The 14,940-nt window shown below is 71.7% G+C and carries 15 protein-coding genes; 12 read left to right on the forward strand and 3 right to left on the reverse strand.

Annotated elements, in window-relative coordinates:
- Positions 1-16: 16 nt before the first annotated feature.
- On the reverse strand, positions 17-2,251 hold the full coding sequence (locus ACWCXC_RS14280) for a bifunctional glycosyltransferase/CDP-glycerol:glycerophosphate glycerophosphotransferase (protein ID WP_450680202.1): 2,235 nt from the start codon (positions 2,249-2,251) through the stop codon (positions 17-19).
- Positions 2,252-2,554: 303 nt separating this feature from the next.
- Here ACWCXC_RS14280 and galE point away from each other — a divergent pair, with 303 nt between their 5' ends.
- The 4 genes from galE to rfbD all read left to right on the forward strand — a co-directional run bounded on the left by galE (position 2,555) and on the right by rfbD (position 6,785).
- Positions 2,555-3,526: a UDP-glucose 4-epimerase GalE gene (gene galE / locus ACWCXC_RS14285; RefSeq protein WP_450680201.1), complete on the forward strand. Its 972-nt coding sequence runs from the start codon at positions 2,555-2,557 to the stop codon at positions 3,524-3,526.
- Positions 3,527-3,799: 273 nt separating this feature from the next.
- Entirely contained in the window at positions 3,800-4,870 is a 1,071-nt protein-coding gene (locus ACWCXC_RS14290; protein ID WP_450680200.1) for a glucose-1-phosphate thymidylyltransferase, read from the forward strand.
- Positions 4,867-5,853 (forward strand): dTDP-glucose 4,6-dehydratase, encoded by a 987-nt coding sequence (gene rfbB, locus ACWCXC_RS14295; protein ID WP_450680199.1) that lies wholly within the window; start codon positions 4,867-4,869, stop codon positions 5,851-5,853. Before ACWCXC_RS14290 ends, rfbB begins: the two co-directional genes overlap by 4 nt.
- A complete protein-coding gene (gene rfbD / locus ACWCXC_RS14300; RefSeq protein ID WP_450888875.1) occupies positions 5,850-6,785 on the forward strand; it encodes a dTDP-4-dehydrorhamnose reductase in 936 nt (311 codons plus the stop codon). The genes rfbB and rfbD overlap by 4 nt, the downstream gene beginning before the upstream one ends.
- On the opposite strand, the gene ACWCXC_RS14305 is transcribed toward rfbD, so the two are convergent.
- Positions 6,734-7,357: a dTDP-4-dehydrorhamnose 3,5-epimerase family protein gene (locus ACWCXC_RS14305; RefSeq protein WP_450680197.1), complete on the reverse strand. Its 624-nt coding sequence runs from the start codon at positions 7,355-7,357 to the stop codon at positions 6,734-6,736. The genes rfbD and ACWCXC_RS14305 overlap by 52 nt on opposite strands.
- Positions 7,358-7,543: 186 nt before the next feature.
- Between ACWCXC_RS14305 and proB the strand changes: the two genes are divergently transcribed.
- From proB to ACWCXC_RS14330, 5 genes are all read left to right on the forward strand, one after another.
- Positions 7,544-8,677, forward strand: coding sequence for a glutamate 5-kinase (gene proB / locus ACWCXC_RS14310; protein WP_450680196.1), 1,134 nt, complete (start codon positions 7,544-7,546; stop codon positions 8,675-8,677).
- A gap of 141 nt (positions 8,678-8,818) precedes the next feature.
- Complete coding sequence (locus ACWCXC_RS14315; protein ID WP_450680195.1) at positions 8,819-9,313, forward strand: hypothetical protein; 495 nt, start codon at positions 8,819-8,821, stop codon at positions 9,311-9,313.
- 86 nt (positions 9,314-9,399) lie between these two features.
- Positions 9,400-10,683 (forward strand): glutamate-5-semialdehyde dehydrogenase, encoded by a 1,284-nt coding sequence (locus tag ACWCXC_RS14320; RefSeq protein ID WP_450680194.1) that lies wholly within the window; start codon positions 9,400-9,402, stop codon positions 10,681-10,683.
- 66 nt (positions 10,684-10,749) lie between these two features.
- Complete coding sequence (locus ACWCXC_RS14325) at positions 10,750-11,346, forward strand: SCO2584 family spore wall biosynthesis protein (RefSeq protein ID WP_450680193.1); 597 nt, start codon at positions 10,750-10,752, stop codon at positions 11,344-11,346.
- A gap of 247 nt (positions 11,347-11,593) precedes the next feature.
- Positions 11,594-12,706, forward strand: coding sequence for an SCO2583 family membrane protein (locus tag ACWCXC_RS14330; RefSeq protein WP_450888878.1), 1,113 nt, complete (start codon positions 11,594-11,596; stop codon positions 12,704-12,706).
- Here the strand turns inward: ACWCXC_RS14330 and ACWCXC_RS14335 are convergent.
- Positions 12,636-13,772, reverse strand: a complete 1,137-nt coding sequence (locus ACWCXC_RS14335; protein WP_450888880.1) for a M48 family metallopeptidase — start codon at positions 13,770-13,772, stop codon at positions 12,636-12,638. The two genes, ACWCXC_RS14330 and ACWCXC_RS14335, sit on opposite strands and share 71 nt — an antisense overlap.
- A gap of 110 nt (positions 13,773-13,882) precedes the next feature.
- On the opposite strand from ACWCXC_RS14335, the gene ACWCXC_RS14340 reads away from it, so the two are divergent.
- The 3 genes from ACWCXC_RS14340 (at position 13,883) to nadD (ending at position 14,936) form a co-directional block, all read left to right on the forward strand.
- Positions 13,883-14,035, forward strand: a complete 153-nt coding sequence (locus ACWCXC_RS14340) for a hypothetical protein (RefSeq protein ID WP_450680190.1) — start codon at positions 13,883-13,885, stop codon at positions 14,033-14,035.
- Between the two features lie 83 nt (positions 14,036-14,118).
- Positions 14,119-14,280: a hypothetical protein gene (locus tag ACWCXC_RS14345; RefSeq protein ID WP_187285139.1), complete on the forward strand. Its 162-nt coding sequence runs from the start codon at positions 14,119-14,121 to the stop codon at positions 14,278-14,280.
- A gap of 38 nt (positions 14,281-14,318) precedes the next feature.
- Positions 14,319-14,936, forward strand: coding sequence for a nicotinate-nucleotide adenylyltransferase (nadD, locus tag ACWCXC_RS14350; RefSeq protein WP_450680189.1), 618 nt, complete (start codon positions 14,319-14,321; stop codon positions 14,934-14,936).
- The last annotated feature ends 4 nt before the right edge of the window (positions 14,937-14,940 follow it).

Genomic DNA, 14,940 nt, shown 5'->3' on the forward strand with positions numbered 1-14,940 from the left:
TGTTCTTCCTTCTGGGTCAGACCCGCGCGGCCAGTTCGAGGGCCTGGGCAGGGGACGGGGCGGGAGAGCGGTCCTCGAGAGGGACGACGGGCGGGAGTTCGTCCTGCTGGCCGAGGAACACCCGGCGTACGACCCGCTCGGCCGCGTGGCCGTCGTCGAAGTCGCAGAAGCGCTCGCGGAAGGCGCTGCGGAAGCGGGCGGACTTCTCGCTGTGCCACTCGTCGGAGCGGAGGATCTCCGTCAGCTGTTCCTGGCTGGTGGCGACGGCGCCGGGCGGTTCGGCCATGAGGTCGAAGTACGTGCCCCGGACGACCTTGTAGGTGTCCCAGTCGTCGGCGAAGATCACGATCGGCCGGTCCAGGTTGGCGTAGTCGAACATCGCCGAGGAGTAGTCGGTGATGAGGGCGTCGGCGGCCAGGTAGAGCTGCTCGACGACCGGGTGCGCGGAGACGTCGACGACCCGGCCGCTGGCCTGGAGTTCGGCGAGCCTGCCGGTGGGCTTGTAGAAGTAGTGCCCGCGCACCAGCAGCGTGACGTCGGGGCCCAGCTCCTCGGCCAGCTTCGGCAGGTCGATGCGCGGGGTGAACTCCTTCTGGTACTCGCGGTGCGTCGGCATGTAGAGGAAGACGGTGGAACCGTCCGCCACGCCCAGCTCGCGGCGGGCCTGCGCGACCTCGCGGGCACCGGAGTTGATCAGCACGTCGTTGCGCGGGTAGCCGGTCTCCAGCGAGGTGTACGAGCACGGGTACACCCGCTCCCACACCGAGGTGGAGAAGCGGTTCGAGGAGACGCTGTAGTCCCAGCGGTCGCAGCGCCGCAGCAGGTCCTCCATGTCCATGCTGGTGGAGGCCGGGTAGTTCGCCTGGTCCAGGCCCATCGTCTTCAGCGGGGTGCCGTGGTGGGTCTGGAGGTGGATCTGCCCCTCGCGCTTGACCAGCGCGTCGGCGAAGTTCACGTTGTTGACGAAGTACGTGCCCCGGGCCAGCGCCGTCCAGTACTCGCGGGAGCCGACGACGACCGTCTCGACGCCCTTGGGGACCCGCTTCACGTGCTCGGCGCGCACCGCCCAGACCCTGCGGATGTGCGGCGCCAGCCGGGCCAGCTCGGCGTCGATCGCCGCCGGGTTGCAGGAGTAGCCCCGGCTCCAGTAGGCGGAGAAGACCGCGAGGTTCGGGTCCAGCGGCAGCCGCAGCTGCGACTGGTAGATCATCCGCATCGCGGCCCGCTTGGCGCGCCCGACGCGTTCGGCGCCGCGCGCCCGGCTCCGGTTGCGCACCCGGGCGGCCCGGGTGACCCCGGTCAGACCGGAGTAGGAGTCCATGCCGAGCAGGGCGTACTTGTATCCGCGGCCGCCGCCCGGACGCTCGAAACCCTCGGGCAGCCGTCGTTTGTAGTCGGCGGCCGCCCGGTGGAAGAATTCGGACCGCGCACCCTTCGGGAGGCGGCCCGGCTTTTCCAGAACGGTGAGATAGTGGTCGACCATTTTGCGGAAAATGGCCGGCCGCCAGGAATCGAGTTCCGGGCGCTCGTCGAGATAGGCGAAGACGCGGTCGTACTGGTCGAACACATCGAAATGCTTGCGGCTGACCGTCTTGAGGATGTTCCCGCCCTCGCGCCGCTGGCGGTAGAGCACGCAGGTGCGGTCGAGCAGGGCGATGCGCTCGGCGGTGACCAGCGTGGAGTACGTCCAGGGGGCGTCCTCGTAGTAGCCGGTGGGGAAGAGGAAGCCGTGGGCCTCGACGAAGTCCCGGCGGTAGGCCTTGTTCCAGACGATCTGCAGCAGGTCCAGCAGCTCGGGGCGCTCGGAGAGCGGGAAGACGTCCGGGCCGGGGCGGGAGAGCAGATCGGCGCGCTGGTTGGGCAGCAGCCGGCCGTCCCAGTAGGTCCGGGTGTAGTCGTAGATGAGGACGTCGGGGTCGTCCGTCTCGGCCAGCCGGGCGGCGATCGCGGAGAGCGAGCCGGGCGTCAGGGTGTCGTCGCTGTCCAGGAAGAGCAGATAGTCACCGGTCGCCTGCTCCATTCCGGCGTTGCGGGCGTGACCCAGGCCCACGTTCTCGCTGAGGTGCAGCACCCGGACCCGGGGGTCGCGGCCCGCGTACTCGTCCAGGATGGCGCCGGAGTTGTCCGGCGAGCAGTCGTCCACGGCGACGACCTCGAAGTCGGTGAAGTCCTGCCGCAGCACGGAGTCGAGGCACTCCCGGACATACCCCTGCACGTTGTACGCAGGCACGATGAGTGTCAGTCGAGGCATCCTTCACCAGTCCAGAGAGCTGTCCGCAGGGTCCGTGCGAGGCGCCGATTCGCACCGCGGAATCATGGGGGAGCGCCCGAGCACCTGAACAGCGTAATTGATTGACATCGGCCCGCTGTGGCCTTGTGTTTGCCCCGGCTTCATCCAAGGGTGTCCGGCTTCACCCGGGATGTGCCCCGGATGCCGTCCGGACAAGGTCTTGTATCGCACGATAATACTGTTGGGTCATATTTGTCTGATTCGGTTTCCGGGCGCGTAGGGTGACCCCACGCAGGACCACGTACAGAGGGAGAGACGCGCAGAATGACCTGGATGGTTACGGGCGGGGCCGGATACATAGGTGCGCACGTCGTGCGGGCGATGCTCGCCGGTGGACTGCCCGTGGTCGTGTACGACGACCTGTCCACGGGAACCGCCGCCAACGTGCCGGACGGCGTGCCGCTGGTCACGGGCAGCGTGCTGGACCGGGCGACGCTGGACGCGGCGATCCGTGACCACACCGTGACGGGTGTGGTGCACGTCGCAGGCAAGAAGCAGGTCGGGGAATCCGTCGAGCGCCCCCTCTACTACTACCGGGAGAACGTCACCGGTCTGGAGGTGCTGCTGGAGGCCATGGTCGACGCGGGCGTCGACCGGCTCGTCTTCTCCTCCTCGGCCGCCGTCTACGGCATGCCCGACGTCGACCTCGTCACCGAGGAGACCCCCTGCGCGCCCATGAGCCCGTACGGGCAGACCAAGCTGGTCGGCGAGTGGCTGATCCACGCCGCCGCTGCGGCCCACGGACTGCGCTGCGCCTCGCTGCGCTACTTCAACGTCGCGGGCGCGGCCTCGCCCGAGCTGGCCGACGCCGGCGTGTTCAACCTCATCCCCATGGTCTTCGAGCGCCTGGAGGCCGGCGAGGGCCCCCGGATCTTCGGCGACGACTACGCGACGCCCGACGGCACCTGCGTCCGCGACTACATCCACGTCGAGGACATCGCCTCCGCCCACCTCGCCGCCGCCCGCCGGCTGGCGGACGCCGGACCCGGCACGGACCTCACGCTGAACATCGGCCGGGGCGAGGGCAGCTCGGTGCACGAGATGGTCGAGCGGATCCTCAAGGCGACCGGCCGTACGGACGTCGTCCCCGAGGTCACCGCCCGCCGCCCCGGCGACCCCGCCCGCGTGGTCGCCGCCGCCGACCGCATCCGTACGGAACTGGACTGGTCCGCGCGGTACGGCATCGACGAGATGATCGCCTCCGCCTGGCAGGGCTGGCGGCTGCGCCACCCCTGAGGCCGGTGGCGTCCACCGTCGCGGGACATCCGGGCCGCGATGAATTCCGCATGTCGGTATTCCTTTCGACCGCGGCCCGCGCATTCCTTTTCCGTCCGGGCGTCCGGGGGAGCGGAAGAAGCGTTTCGGTTACGGGGGACCGGCGCATTTCCCCCGGATGTGTCGGCAAGCGGGCGGCCGTGGACGTTTCGGCGCGGACCGTGCGCCGAATATCAGTAGGGTCGGCGGGTCGCAGCCGCGACGGAACCGCCGACTCACCGTGGGGCTGAAACAGTGAAGGCTCTCGTACTCTCCGGCGGGGCAGGCACCCGGCTCCGCCCCATCACGCACACCTCGGCCAAGCAGCTCGTCCCGGTGGCCAACAAGCCCGTGCTGTTCTACGGGCTCGAAGCCATCGCGGAGGCCGGCATCACCGATGTCGGCATGATCGTCGGGGACACCGAGGAGGAGATCCGCGCGGCGGTCGGCGACGGCTCCCGCTTCGGCCTGGACGTCACCTACATCCCCCAGTCCGAACCGCTCGGCCTCGCCCACGCCGTGCTGATCGCCCGCCGCTACCTCGGTGACGACGACTTCGTCATGTACCTCGGCGACAACTTCATCGTCGGCGGCATCACCGGCCTCGTCGAGGGGTTCCGCACCGACCGGCCCGACGCCCGGATCCTGCTGACCCGGGTCCCCGACCCGTCCTCCTTCGGCGTCGCCGAACTCGACGGGGAGGGGCGGGTGGTGGCCCTGGAGGAGAAGCCCCGGGAGCCCAAGAGCGACCTCGCCCTCGTCGGCGTCTACCTCTTCACCCCGGCCATCCACGAGGCCGTCCGCTCCATCCACCCCTCCTGGCGCGGCGAACTGGAGATCACCCACGCCATCCAGTGGCTGATCGACCGGGAACGCGACGTGCGCTCCACGCTCATCCGGGGCTACTGGAAGGACACCGGCAACGTCACCGACATGCTGGAGGTCAACCGGACCGTCCTGGAGAGCGTCGAACCGTGCACCGAGGGCGCCCACGTCGACGGCGAGAGCGAGATCATCGGCCGGGTGCGCCTGGAGCCGGGCGCCCGGGTGACCCGCAGCCGGATCGTCGGGCCCGCCGTCATCGGGACCGGGTCGGTGATCAGCGACGCGTACGTCGGCCCGTTCACCTCGGTCTCCCAGAACTGCCGCATCGAGGACAGCGAGATCGAGTACTCCATCGTGCTGCGCGGCGCCTCGATCGACGGGGTCCGCCGCGTCGAGGCGTCCCTCATCGGCCACGACGTCGAGGTCACCCCCGCCCCGCGCAGCCCGTCCGCCCACCGACTCGTCCTCGGCGACCACAGCAAGGTGCAGATCTCCTCATGACGACCCGCCTCCTGGTGACCGGCGGCGCCGGATTCATCGGCTCCCACTACGTACGGACGCTGCTCGGCCCGGACGGCCCCGGCGACGTCTCCGTCACCGTCCTCGACAAGCTCACCTACGCCGGCAACCCCGCCAACCTGGACGAGGTCCGCGACCACCCGGGCTTCTCCTTCGTCCGGGGCGACATCTGCGACCCCGTGCTCGTCGGCGCGCTCATGGCCGAGCACGACCAGGTGGTGCACCTCGCCGCCGAGTCCCATGTGGACCGCTCCATCGACGGCGGCGCCGCGTTCGTCCGTACCAACGTCGTCGGCACCCACACCCTCGTCGACGCCGCCCACCGGGCCGGGATCGACACCTTCGTGCACATCTCCACCGACGAGGTCTACGGCTCCGTCGACGAGGGCTCCTGGACCGAGAGCGAACCGCTCGCGCCCAACTCCCCGTACTCCGCCTCCAAGGCGTCCAGCGACCTGATCGCCCTCGCCCACCACCGCACCCACGGACTCGACGTCCGGGTCACCCGCTGCTCCAACAACTACGGCCACCACCACTTCCCCGAGAAGGTCATCCCGCTCTTCGTCACCAATCTGCTCGACGGCCTGCCCGTCCCGCTCTACGGCGACGGGGCGCACGTCCGCGACTGGCTGCACATCGACGACCACGTCCAGGGCATCGAACGCGTCCGCACCCGGGGCCGCGCGGGCGAGGTCTACAACATCGGCGGCGGCACCGAACTCTCCAACAAGGAGCTGACCCGGCTGCTCCTGGAGGCGTGCGAGGCCGACTGGGACACCGCCGTCGTCCACGTCGAGGACCGCAAGGGCCACGACCGGCGCTACTCCGTCGACTGCACCAAGATCCGCGAGGAGCTGGGGTACGCGCCTCGCAAGGACTTCCGCACCGGCCTCGCCGAGACCGTGCGCTGGTACCGCGACAACCGGGCCTGGTGGGAACCGCTGAAGGAGAGGGCCGCGCTGTGAACCCCGTCTGGCTGGTCACCGGCGCCGCCGGAATGCTGGGCCAGGACCTGCTGGCCGCCCTCGCCCGGGAAGGCGTCACCGCCGTCGCGGCCGGCCGCGACGTCCTGGACATCGCCGATCCGGTCCGGGTGGCCGACGCCTTCACCGTCCACCGCCCCGCCGTCGTGGTCAACTGCGCGGCCTGGACCGCCGTGGACGAGGCCGAGAGCCGGGAGGCGGAGGCCCTGCGCGTCAACGGCACCGGACCCGCCGTCCTCGCCGAGGCATGCCGCGCGCACGGCGCCGTCCTCCTCCAGGTCTCCACCGACTACGTGTTCGCCGGCGACGCCACCCGCCCCTACGGCGAGAACGACCCCACCGGCCCCCGCACCGCCTACGGCCGCACCAAACTCGCCGGCGAACGGGCCGTCCTGCAGACCCTGCCCGACACCGGCTACGTCGTGCGCACCGCCTGGCTCTACGGCGCGGGCGGCGCCAACTTCGTCCGCACCATGATCCGGCTGGAGGGCGTCAGGGACACCCTCGACGTGGTGGACGACCAGCGCGGCCAGCCCACCTGGACCGCCGACCTGGCCGCCCGGCTGATCCGGCTCGGCCGCGCCGCCCTCGACGCCACCGCGCCCCCCGGCGTCTACCACGGCTCCAGCACCGGCGAGACGACCTGGTACGGCTTCACCCGGGAGATCTTCCGGCTGCTGGGCGCCGACCCCGGCCGGGTGCGCCCCACCACGACCGGGGCCTTCCCCCGCCCGGCGCCCCGGCCCGCGTACAGCGTGCTCGGGCACGACCGGTTCGCCGCCGCCGGGATCGAACCCCTCCGCGACTGGCGCGCCGCCCTCGCGGAGGCGTTCCCGGCCCTGCTCGCCGCCGAACGCCCCGGTCAGCGCCCCGCCCCGGTCAGCTCCGCCGCACCCGCCCGCAGCCGCGCGTAGTACGCCTCGCACGCCGCGTACGAGGGCAGCAGCCCCTGCTCCTCGGCGGCGGCCAGCGAGGGCGCCGCCGCGTCCTTCGGAGAGAGCAGCGGGGTGATGTCCTCGGGCCAGTCGATGCCCAGCGCCGGATCGAGCGGGTCCACGCCGTGCTCGCGGCCCGGCGCGTAGCCCTCGGAGCAGAGGTAGAGGACGGCCGCGTCGTCGGTCAGCGCCATGAAGGCGTGGCCCAGTCCCTCCGCGAGGTAGACCGCCCGGTGGTCGGTGTCGTCGAGGCGGACCGCCTCCCACCGCCCGAAACCGGGCGAGCCCGTGCGCACGTCCACGATCACGTCCAGCACCGCGCCCCGCACGCACTTCACGTACTTCGCCTGGCCCGGCGGCACGTCCGCGAAGTGCACCCCGCGCAGCGTGCCCCGGCGCGAGACGGAGAAGTTGGCCTGCGCCAGCTCCAGCCCGTGTCCCGCCGCCGCCCCCAGATCCGCCGCCCTGAACCACTCGTGGAAGCTGCCCCGGCTGTCGGGGATGAGCCGGGGCTCGTGCACCCAGGCCCCGGGGATGGAGAGCTGGCGCATGCGATCACGTCCTGTTCCTGGAGTCCGCCCGGCCGTCGGGCGCCGTCTCGTGCAACGAGCCGGGGTGCCGAACGGATACGGAACGGTACGGAACGGGACGAAAGCGGGTCCACGGTGCGGAACGCGAAGGCGCCGCGATCCGCGCTCGCGTAGATTGCGGGGTCCATCGAGCGGCCAACCAGGGGGATGCGGGTGTCAGGGGCAAGGCAGGGCGTCAGCGAGGCCCGAAGGATCGTGGTCAAGGTCGGTTCCTCCTCCCTCACCACGGCGGCCGGGGGCCTGGACGCCGACCGCGTCGACGCCCTCGTCGACGTCCTCGCCAAGGTCCGCGACGGCGGCGAGCGCGAGGTCGTCCTCGTCTCCTCCGGCGCCATCGCGGCCGGACTCGCGCCGCTCGGACTCCACCGCCGCCCCAAGGACCTGGCCCGCCAGCAGGCCGCCGCCAGCGTCGGCCAGGGACTCCTGGTCGCCCGCTACACCGCCTCCTTCGCCCGCTACGGCATCCGCGTCGGCCAGGTCCTGCTGACCAGCAACGACACCAGCCGCCGCGCCCACTACCGCAACGCCTACCGCACCCTGGACCAGCTCCTGGACATGGGCGCGCTGCCGATCGTCAACGAGAACGACACCGTCGCCACCGACGAGATCCGCTTCGGCGACAACGACCGGCTCGCCGCGCTCGTCGCCCATCTGGTCCGCGCCGACCTGCTGGTCCTCCTCTCCGACGTGGACGGCCTGTACGACGGCGACCCGAGCATCCCCGGCACCACCCGCCTCGCCGAGGTCACCGGCCCCGCCGATCTGGCCGGGGTCACCATCGGCAGCGCCGGCAAGGCCGGCGTCGGCACCGGCGGCATGGTCACCAAGGTCGAGGCCGCCCGCATCGCCACCGCGGCCGGCGTCCCCGTCGTCCTCACCTCGGCCAGCCACGCGGCCGACGCCCTCGCGGGCCGCGACACCGGCACCTACTTCCACCGCACCGGCCGCCGCTCCGCCGACCGGCTCCTCTGGCTGGCCCACGCCTCCACCCCGCAGGGCTCGCTGACCCTGGACGACGGGGCCGTCCAGGCCGTCGTCGAACGCCACAGCTCGCTGCTGCCGGCCGGGATCGCCTCGGTCGAGGGCGAGTTCACCGCGGGCGACCCGGTGGAACTGCGCGACCTGCGCGGACACCCGGTCGCCCGCGGTCTCGTCAACTTCGACGCCAAGGAGATTCCGCAGCTCCTCGGCCGCTCCACCCGCGATCTGGCCCGCGAACTCGGCCCCGCCTACGAGCGCGAGGTCGTACACAGGGACGATCTCGTCGTCCTGCACGGCTGACGGACCCCGAAACGGCTGAAAGTCCAGCCTCAGTAAGGAGACCTTCACGAAAACCGCCCCATCCCGGCCCGCGGACTGGTCCACTTTGTTGCAGGGACACCGCGAAGGACCGCACAGCACCACATTCACAGGAGGCCGCCGGTGAGACGAGCGCGCCCGGGGGCGCCGCCCCGAGGAACGGGAGGCCGCGCCCTGACCAGCGTCGGGACCGGCCCCGGCTGCGAGAGCGGACCGGCCGACCGCAGGGAGGGGCGGACCACCGGCCCCGAACCGGCGGCCGCGCCACAGCGGCCGCCGTCCCGGCTCTGGCACATCACGCTCTGCGTCTCCGGGAACGAGGTCCCCCTCAAGGAGGTCAGACGCGGCCTCGAACAGCTCGCGCACGACCACCCCTTCCTGCTGACCAGCCGCTACGCCAACGACCACGCGGAGATCCGCTACTGGGAGGAGGCCCGCGACCTCCACGACGCGGCGGCGGTGGCCCTGCGGCTCTGGGGCGAGCACCGCTCCAGCGCGGGCCTCCCGCCCTGGGAGATCGTCGGCCTGGAGGTCATCGACCGCGAGACGTACCACCAACGGGTCGCCGAGGGGTACGGGCCACCGCCCGCCGCCCCGGTCGGCGTGCACCCGTACTGACCGCTCCGCCGGGCGGGCCGCGGCGGCCGTCTCGCATCACGGGATATGTACCGGTTGGCCTCGCCCCGCGCACTACGCTGCGGGGCATGACCACGCTCTCGCCGTACGACAACCTGTCCCCGGTCGCCCAGGCCGCCTACCGGGCCCGCTCCGCGGCAGCCGACATCGCGCCACTTCCGCGCGCGGCGAAGGACGACGCGCTGCTGGCGATCGCGGACGCGCTCGAAGTGCGCACGAGCGACATCCTGGCGGCCAACGCCGAGGACGTGGCACGGGCCCGCGAGGCCGGCACCAGCGAGGCCGTGGTCGACCGGCTGACCCTCACCCCCGAACGGATCCGGGCCATCGCCGCCGACGTCCGGGACGTGGCGGCCCTGCCCGACCCGGTCGGCGAGGTGGTGCGCGGCTCCACCCTGCCCAACGGCATCGACCTGCGCCAGGTCCGCGTCCCGCTGGGCGTGGTCGGGATCATCTACGAGGCCCGGCCCAATGTGACGGTGGACGCCGCGGCCCTCTGCCTGAAGTCCGGCAACGCCGTGCTGCTGCGCGGCTCCTCCTCGGCCCGCTCCTCCAACCAGGCCCTCGTGCGGGTGCTGCGCGACGCGGTCGGCGGCTCCGGCCTCCCGGCCGACGCGGTGCAACTGGTGCCGGGCGAGAACCGCGACTCCGTGCGCGAACTCATGCGGGCGCGCGGCCTGGTCGACGTCCTCATCCCGCGCGGCGGCGCCTCCCTGATCCGCACCGTCGTCGAGGAGTCCACCGTCCCGGTCATCGAGACCGGCACCGGCAACTGCCATGTGTACGTGGACGCCGAGACCGACCTCGACATGGCCGTCGAGATCCTGGTCAACTCCAAGGCGCAGCGCCCCAGCGTCTGCAACGCCGCCGAGACCCTGCTCGTCCACCGCGACGTGGCCGCCGCCTTCCTGCCCCGGGCCCTGGACGCGCTCGCCGATGCCGGGGTGACCGTGCACGGCGACGAGACGGTCCTGACGTACGGCGAGGGGTCCAAGGCCACCGTGGTGCCCGCGACGCCCGAGGACTGGGAGACCGAGTACCTCTCCTACGACATCGCCGCCGCCGTCGTGGAGTCGCTCGACGCGGCCGTGGCCCACATCCGGCTCTGGTCCTCCGGCCACACCGAGGCGATCGTCACCACCTCGCAGGCCGCCGCCCGCCGCTTCACCCAGCTGGTGGATTCGACGACCGTGGCCGTGAACGCCTCGACCCGCTTCACGGACGGCGGGCAGTTCGGCTTCGGCGCGGAGATCGGCATCTCCACCCAGAAGCTGCACGCCAGGGGCCCGATGGGCCTCCCCGAACTGACCTCCACCAAGTACATCGTGACCGGCGACGGCCATGTGAGGTGACGGCCGGTACGCGTCGAATACGCCGTCTCCCTGCCCAAAACCCCCGCACGGGTCTAGGCTGAAGCCGTGCCGGACGACGTGGGGGGCAAGCCGTTCCCGAACGGCTGGGAGCCCGACGACGACCGCGGGGGCGCTGACGAGGACTTCGCCTCCGTGGTGTTCGACGAGGACTTCGTGCGGGCCGCGGAGTTCCACGAGCCGACCGCCGTGGAGCGCCTGACGGCCGCAGCGGAGGCGCGCGCCGAAGCCTTCCGGGCTCGCGCGGGCGCCGGTTCGCCGGACGACGACCTCTACGACGACGGGTACGGAACGGGCGGCGGCTACGGCCGCGCCTACGGCGACCCCCTGGACGCGGACGACTTCTCCGAGGACGGCCCCTACGGCCGCCACGGCGGCGCCCTGCGCCCCTACCGGGGCACCGCGCACTGGCACCGCCCGGTCGCCTGGCTGCTGGCCGTGCTGATGGGCGTCGGCATGATCGCCCTGGCCTTCAGCGCCGTCTACCGCAACACCTCCGGAGACCGGCAGGACCAGGTCCCGCCGCCCGCCACGAGCGGCGTCGACAGCGCTCCGGCCCCGAGCGCGTCGGCCCCCGGCACGGCCCCGTCCGCCGCCGACGGCCCCCCGCGCCCGCTGGTCTCCGCCGTCCCCCGCACCCCCTGACGGCCGCCGCGTCCCCCGGACGCATCCGTCCGCGCGGGCGAACTCCGGGACAGTTCCCACCCGTCCCCGCGTTTACCTCCGTCGCAATCGACCTACTCTGAAGATATGACCCCTCGTCCGCTCGGCGAGGGGGCTTCTCACCTGTCCACGCACGCCCCCCGCGTGCCGGACGGGACCTGTCCGGAGCACCTCGGCCGGAAGGGGCGCACCGTCGGCCCCGGTCGGTGGCGTGGAGTCGGGAGAAGTCATGGCAGACCGCGGAGATTCACCCGAGAGCCCTTCGGAGCACGGCGCGGGCGACGACGAATACCGCTCCCTGGTCTTCGACGAGTCCTTCGTCCGGGCCGCCCGGCTCCAGGAGTTCTCCGCCCAGGAACGCATGGGCGAACACGCCCGTGCCGTACGGAGCCTCCCGGGCCGCACCGTCCGCAACGGCTCACGCGCCGCGCTCGCCCTGCTCCTCCTCATCGCCCTGGCCTTCGGCACCGCCGTCTTCATGGGCTTCCGCCGCCCCTACGAGAACCCCGTCACCAGAACGGCCGAGCCGCTACGGATGACGATCGTCCCCCTCGCCCCCACCGGCACGGTCCCCGCCGGCACCCCGGCCTCGCTCTTCGCCGGCAGCCCCGCCGCCGCCCACCCCAAGGGCGAGGCCGGCATCACCCTCCCGGGCGCCCGGCGCACCGACCACTTCACCGAGAACCAGGTCTACGCCGCGCTCTCCACCGTCAAGGACTACCTCGTGGCCTCCGCCCTCGACCCCGACGTCCTCGGCTCCGCCGCCGTACGGCCCGTGCAGTCCCTGCTCGACCCGGGCCAGACGGCCCAGTTCGAGCGGAGCATGAACGAGCCCGACGACGACGGACGGCACGCCGCGACCGGCTGGCTGGTCCGCTTCGACCCGGCCGTCGTCACCGCCGATCCGCAGATCCGGGTCCGGGGCACCCTGACCTACACCGAGGAGGCGGCCGACGCCCTGGACGTCGTCGCGGACCACACCTTCACCTACGCGCTCCATCCGGCGGCCTCCGGGCCGCGGCCCACCGGGGGCGCCTCGCTGTTCACCGTGCACCGGGAGACGCGCTTCCGCTTCGACCGGGAGGACGTCCGGCTGCACCGGCTGGAGGTGCGCACCAGCTACGTCGAGGCGGGACCGCAGTCCTGCGCGGCCGACACCACCGGGACCCTGCGCCCGCTGCTGGCAGGCCACCGGGCCGACCCCCGGGCCCCGGCGGGCACCGACCCCTACGCCACGGGCCGGCCCGCCGCCGTCTGCGGAACGCTGAAGGTCAGTCCTTCCCGGTCCCCCGAGGCCCCTCGGTCCCCTCGGAGTCCGACGGCCCCGGCGAGCCGTCCGTAGCCCCGTTCCCGGCCGTCCCGGGCCGCTTCGCGCCCGCCGCTCCGGTGAACTTGTCGCGCAGCTTGCCGCCCAGGTCCCCGGCGCCGCCGGCTATGTCGTTGACCAGCTTCATCAGCGGGTCCTTGCTGCTGCGGACCGAATCGGCGTAGTGCGAGGCGGACTCCTTGAACGAGTCCGTCACGGAGGTGTCCTTGTCCTCGTCGCGCCTCGGGTAGTGGCCGTCCATGATCCGCTGGTGGTCGCGGGTCTCCGACCACTTCTTCAGCTCGGCCGCGCGCACGGTGGTGAAGGGGTGCGAACGGGGGAGCACGTTGAGGATCTTCAGCACGGAGTCGCGCAGGTCGCCGGACTTCTCGTACTCGTCGGCCTGGGCCAGGAACGCGTCCACGTTCATCTCGTGGAGGTGGTTGCCCCCGGCGATCTTCATCAGCCCGCGCATCGAGGCCCGGATGTCCTGGCCGACCAGCAGCCCGGCCCGGTCCGCCGACAGCTCCGACTTGCGGAACCACTCGCGCAGGGCGGTGACGATGGCCATGATCGCCACGTTCCCCAGGGGGATCCAGGCGACCTTGAGGGCGAGGTTGGTGAGGAAGAGCAGGATCGTGCGGTACACCGCGTGGCCGGAGAGGGCGTGGCCCACCTCGTGGCCGACGACCGCCCGCATCTCCTCCTCGTCGAGCAGCTCCACCAGGCCGGTCGTCACCACGATGATCGGCTCGTCCAGGCCGATGCACATCGCGTTGGGCTGGGGATTCTGCGTCACGTACATCGGCGGGACCTTCTCCAGGTCCAGGATGTAACAGGCGTCGCGCAGCATGTCGTTGAGATGGGCGAACTGGGCGTCGCTCACCCGGACGGAGTCCGAGAGGAAGAGCAGTCGCAGACTGCGCTCCGGCAGCAGGCCGCTCAGCGCCTTGAAGACCGTGTCGAACCCGCTGAGCTTGCGCAGGGCCACCAGGGCCGACCGGTCCGCCGGGTGTTCGTACGCCCGGGACGAGATCCCGGGAAAGCGCCGGCGCTGCCTGCTCGGCACCCGCTCGTGGTTCTCGTGGCTGCCTTCGGTCATGAATGGGCCCCCTGTTCGTACGAGACGTCGCTCGCCCCCCTGACGCCACCAGCCTAGGTGCTGGGGCTACGGTGTGCGGGGGGCTGTGGATAACTGAGGAGACGCCCGACATGCCGCACACCGTTGCTCTGATCGCCGCCGCATCCGAGGGTCAGGGACCGGGCAACACGATCCGGGTCGTGCTGGTCGCATCGCTCGTGGGAGCCGCCCTGCTGGCCTGGTTCCTTCTGCGCGGATACCGCGGCGACGACAACAACGACTGAGTCGGCGTGAGCGTGCCCGGGACGCCCGCATACGATGTCCGCGACGTCTTCCCCCGCTCCCGATCGAATAGGTCCTGCCGAAGATGAGCCTCACGAGCACCGCACACCAGCTGGTCACCGTCGCCGCCGAGGGCGAGCACGGTGGCAACCACGAAAGCCTCAGCCCCCTCCTGACCGGTGGCGGTGCCTTTGTCGCGCTTCTCCTCCTGCTGTGGATCACCACGCGCTTCAACCGCGACCGCTGAGGCCGGATCGCACGGCTGTGCCAGTAGGCTCTGCACGCATGGGAGAGCAGGAAGTGCCTACTGGCCGCGGAAAACGCCGACTCGGCGTGATGGGCGGGACGTTTGACCCGATTCATCATGGACACCTGGTGGCGGCCAGTGAAGTGGCCGCCCAGTTCCAGCTCGACGAGGTGGTCTTCGTCCCGACCGGGCAGCCGTGGCAGAAGAGCCACAAGCACGTCTCCCCGGCCGAGGACCGCTATCTGATGACGGTCATCGCGACCGCGTCCAACCCCCAGTTCTCGGTCAGCCGCAGCGACATCGACCGGCAGGGGCCGACGTACACGATCGACACCCTGCGGGACCTGCGCGCGCTGCACGCGGACGCGGACCTCTTCTTCATCACCGGCGCCGACGCGCTCTCCCAGATCCTCACCTGGCGCGACGCCGAAGAGCTCTTCTCGCTGGCCCACTTCATCGGAGTGACACGGCCGGGACACGTGCTCACCGACGACGGGCTGCCGGAGGGAGGCGTCTCCCTGGTGGAGGTGCCCGCGCTCGCGATCTCCTCCACGGACTGCCGGGAGCGGGTCGCCCAGGGGGAGCCCGTCTGGTACCTGGTGCCCGACGGCGTGGTCCGCTACATCGACAAACGCCAGCTGTACCGCGGCGAATGAGGGG

The sequence above is a fragment of the Streptomyces sp. NPDC001515 genome (genome assembly GCF_053597115.1).

Bases quoted from the DNA above. Each gene is read 5' to 3' on its own strand.
- ACWCXC_RS14280 (WP_450680202.1), bottom strand. From the start codon at position 2,251: ATGCCTCGACTGACACTCATCGTGCCTGCGTACAACGTGCAGGGGTAT.
- galE (WP_450680201.1), top strand. From the start codon at position 2,555: ATGACCTGGATGGTTACGGGCGGGGCCGGATACATAGGTGCGCACGTC.
- rfbB (WP_450680199.1), top strand. From the start codon at position 4,867: ATGACGACCCGCCTCCTGGTGACCGGCGGCGCCGGATTCATCGGCTCC.
- ACWCXC_RS14305 (WP_450680197.1), bottom strand. From the start codon at position 7,357: ATGCGCCAGCTCTCCATCCCCGGGGCCTGGGTGCACGAGCCCCGGCTC.
- proB (WP_450680196.1), top strand. From the start codon at position 7,544: ATGCGGGTGTCAGGGGCAAGGCAGGGCGTCAGCGAGGCCCGAAGGATC.
- ACWCXC_RS14320 (WP_450680194.1), top strand. From the start codon at position 9,400: ATGACCACGCTCTCGCCGTACGACAACCTGTCCCCGGTCGCCCAGGCC.
- ACWCXC_RS14330 (WP_450888878.1), top strand. From the start codon at position 11,594: ATGGCAGACCGCGGAGATTCACCCGAGAGCCCTTCGGAGCACGGCGCG.
- ACWCXC_RS14335 (WP_450888880.1), bottom strand. From the start codon at position 13,772: ATGACCGAAGGCAGCCACGAGAACCACGAGCGGGTGCCGAGCAGGCAG.
- ACWCXC_RS14340 (WP_450680190.1), top strand. From the start codon at position 13,883: ATGCCGCACACCGTTGCTCTGATCGCCGCCGCATCCGAGGGTCAGGGA.
- ACWCXC_RS14345 (WP_187285139.1), top strand. From the start codon at position 14,119: ATGAGCCTCACGAGCACCGCACACCAGCTGGTCACCGTCGCCGCCGAG.
- nadD (WP_450680189.1), top strand. From the start codon at position 14,319: ATGGGAGAGCAGGAAGTGCCTACTGGCCGCGGAAAACGCCGACTCGGC.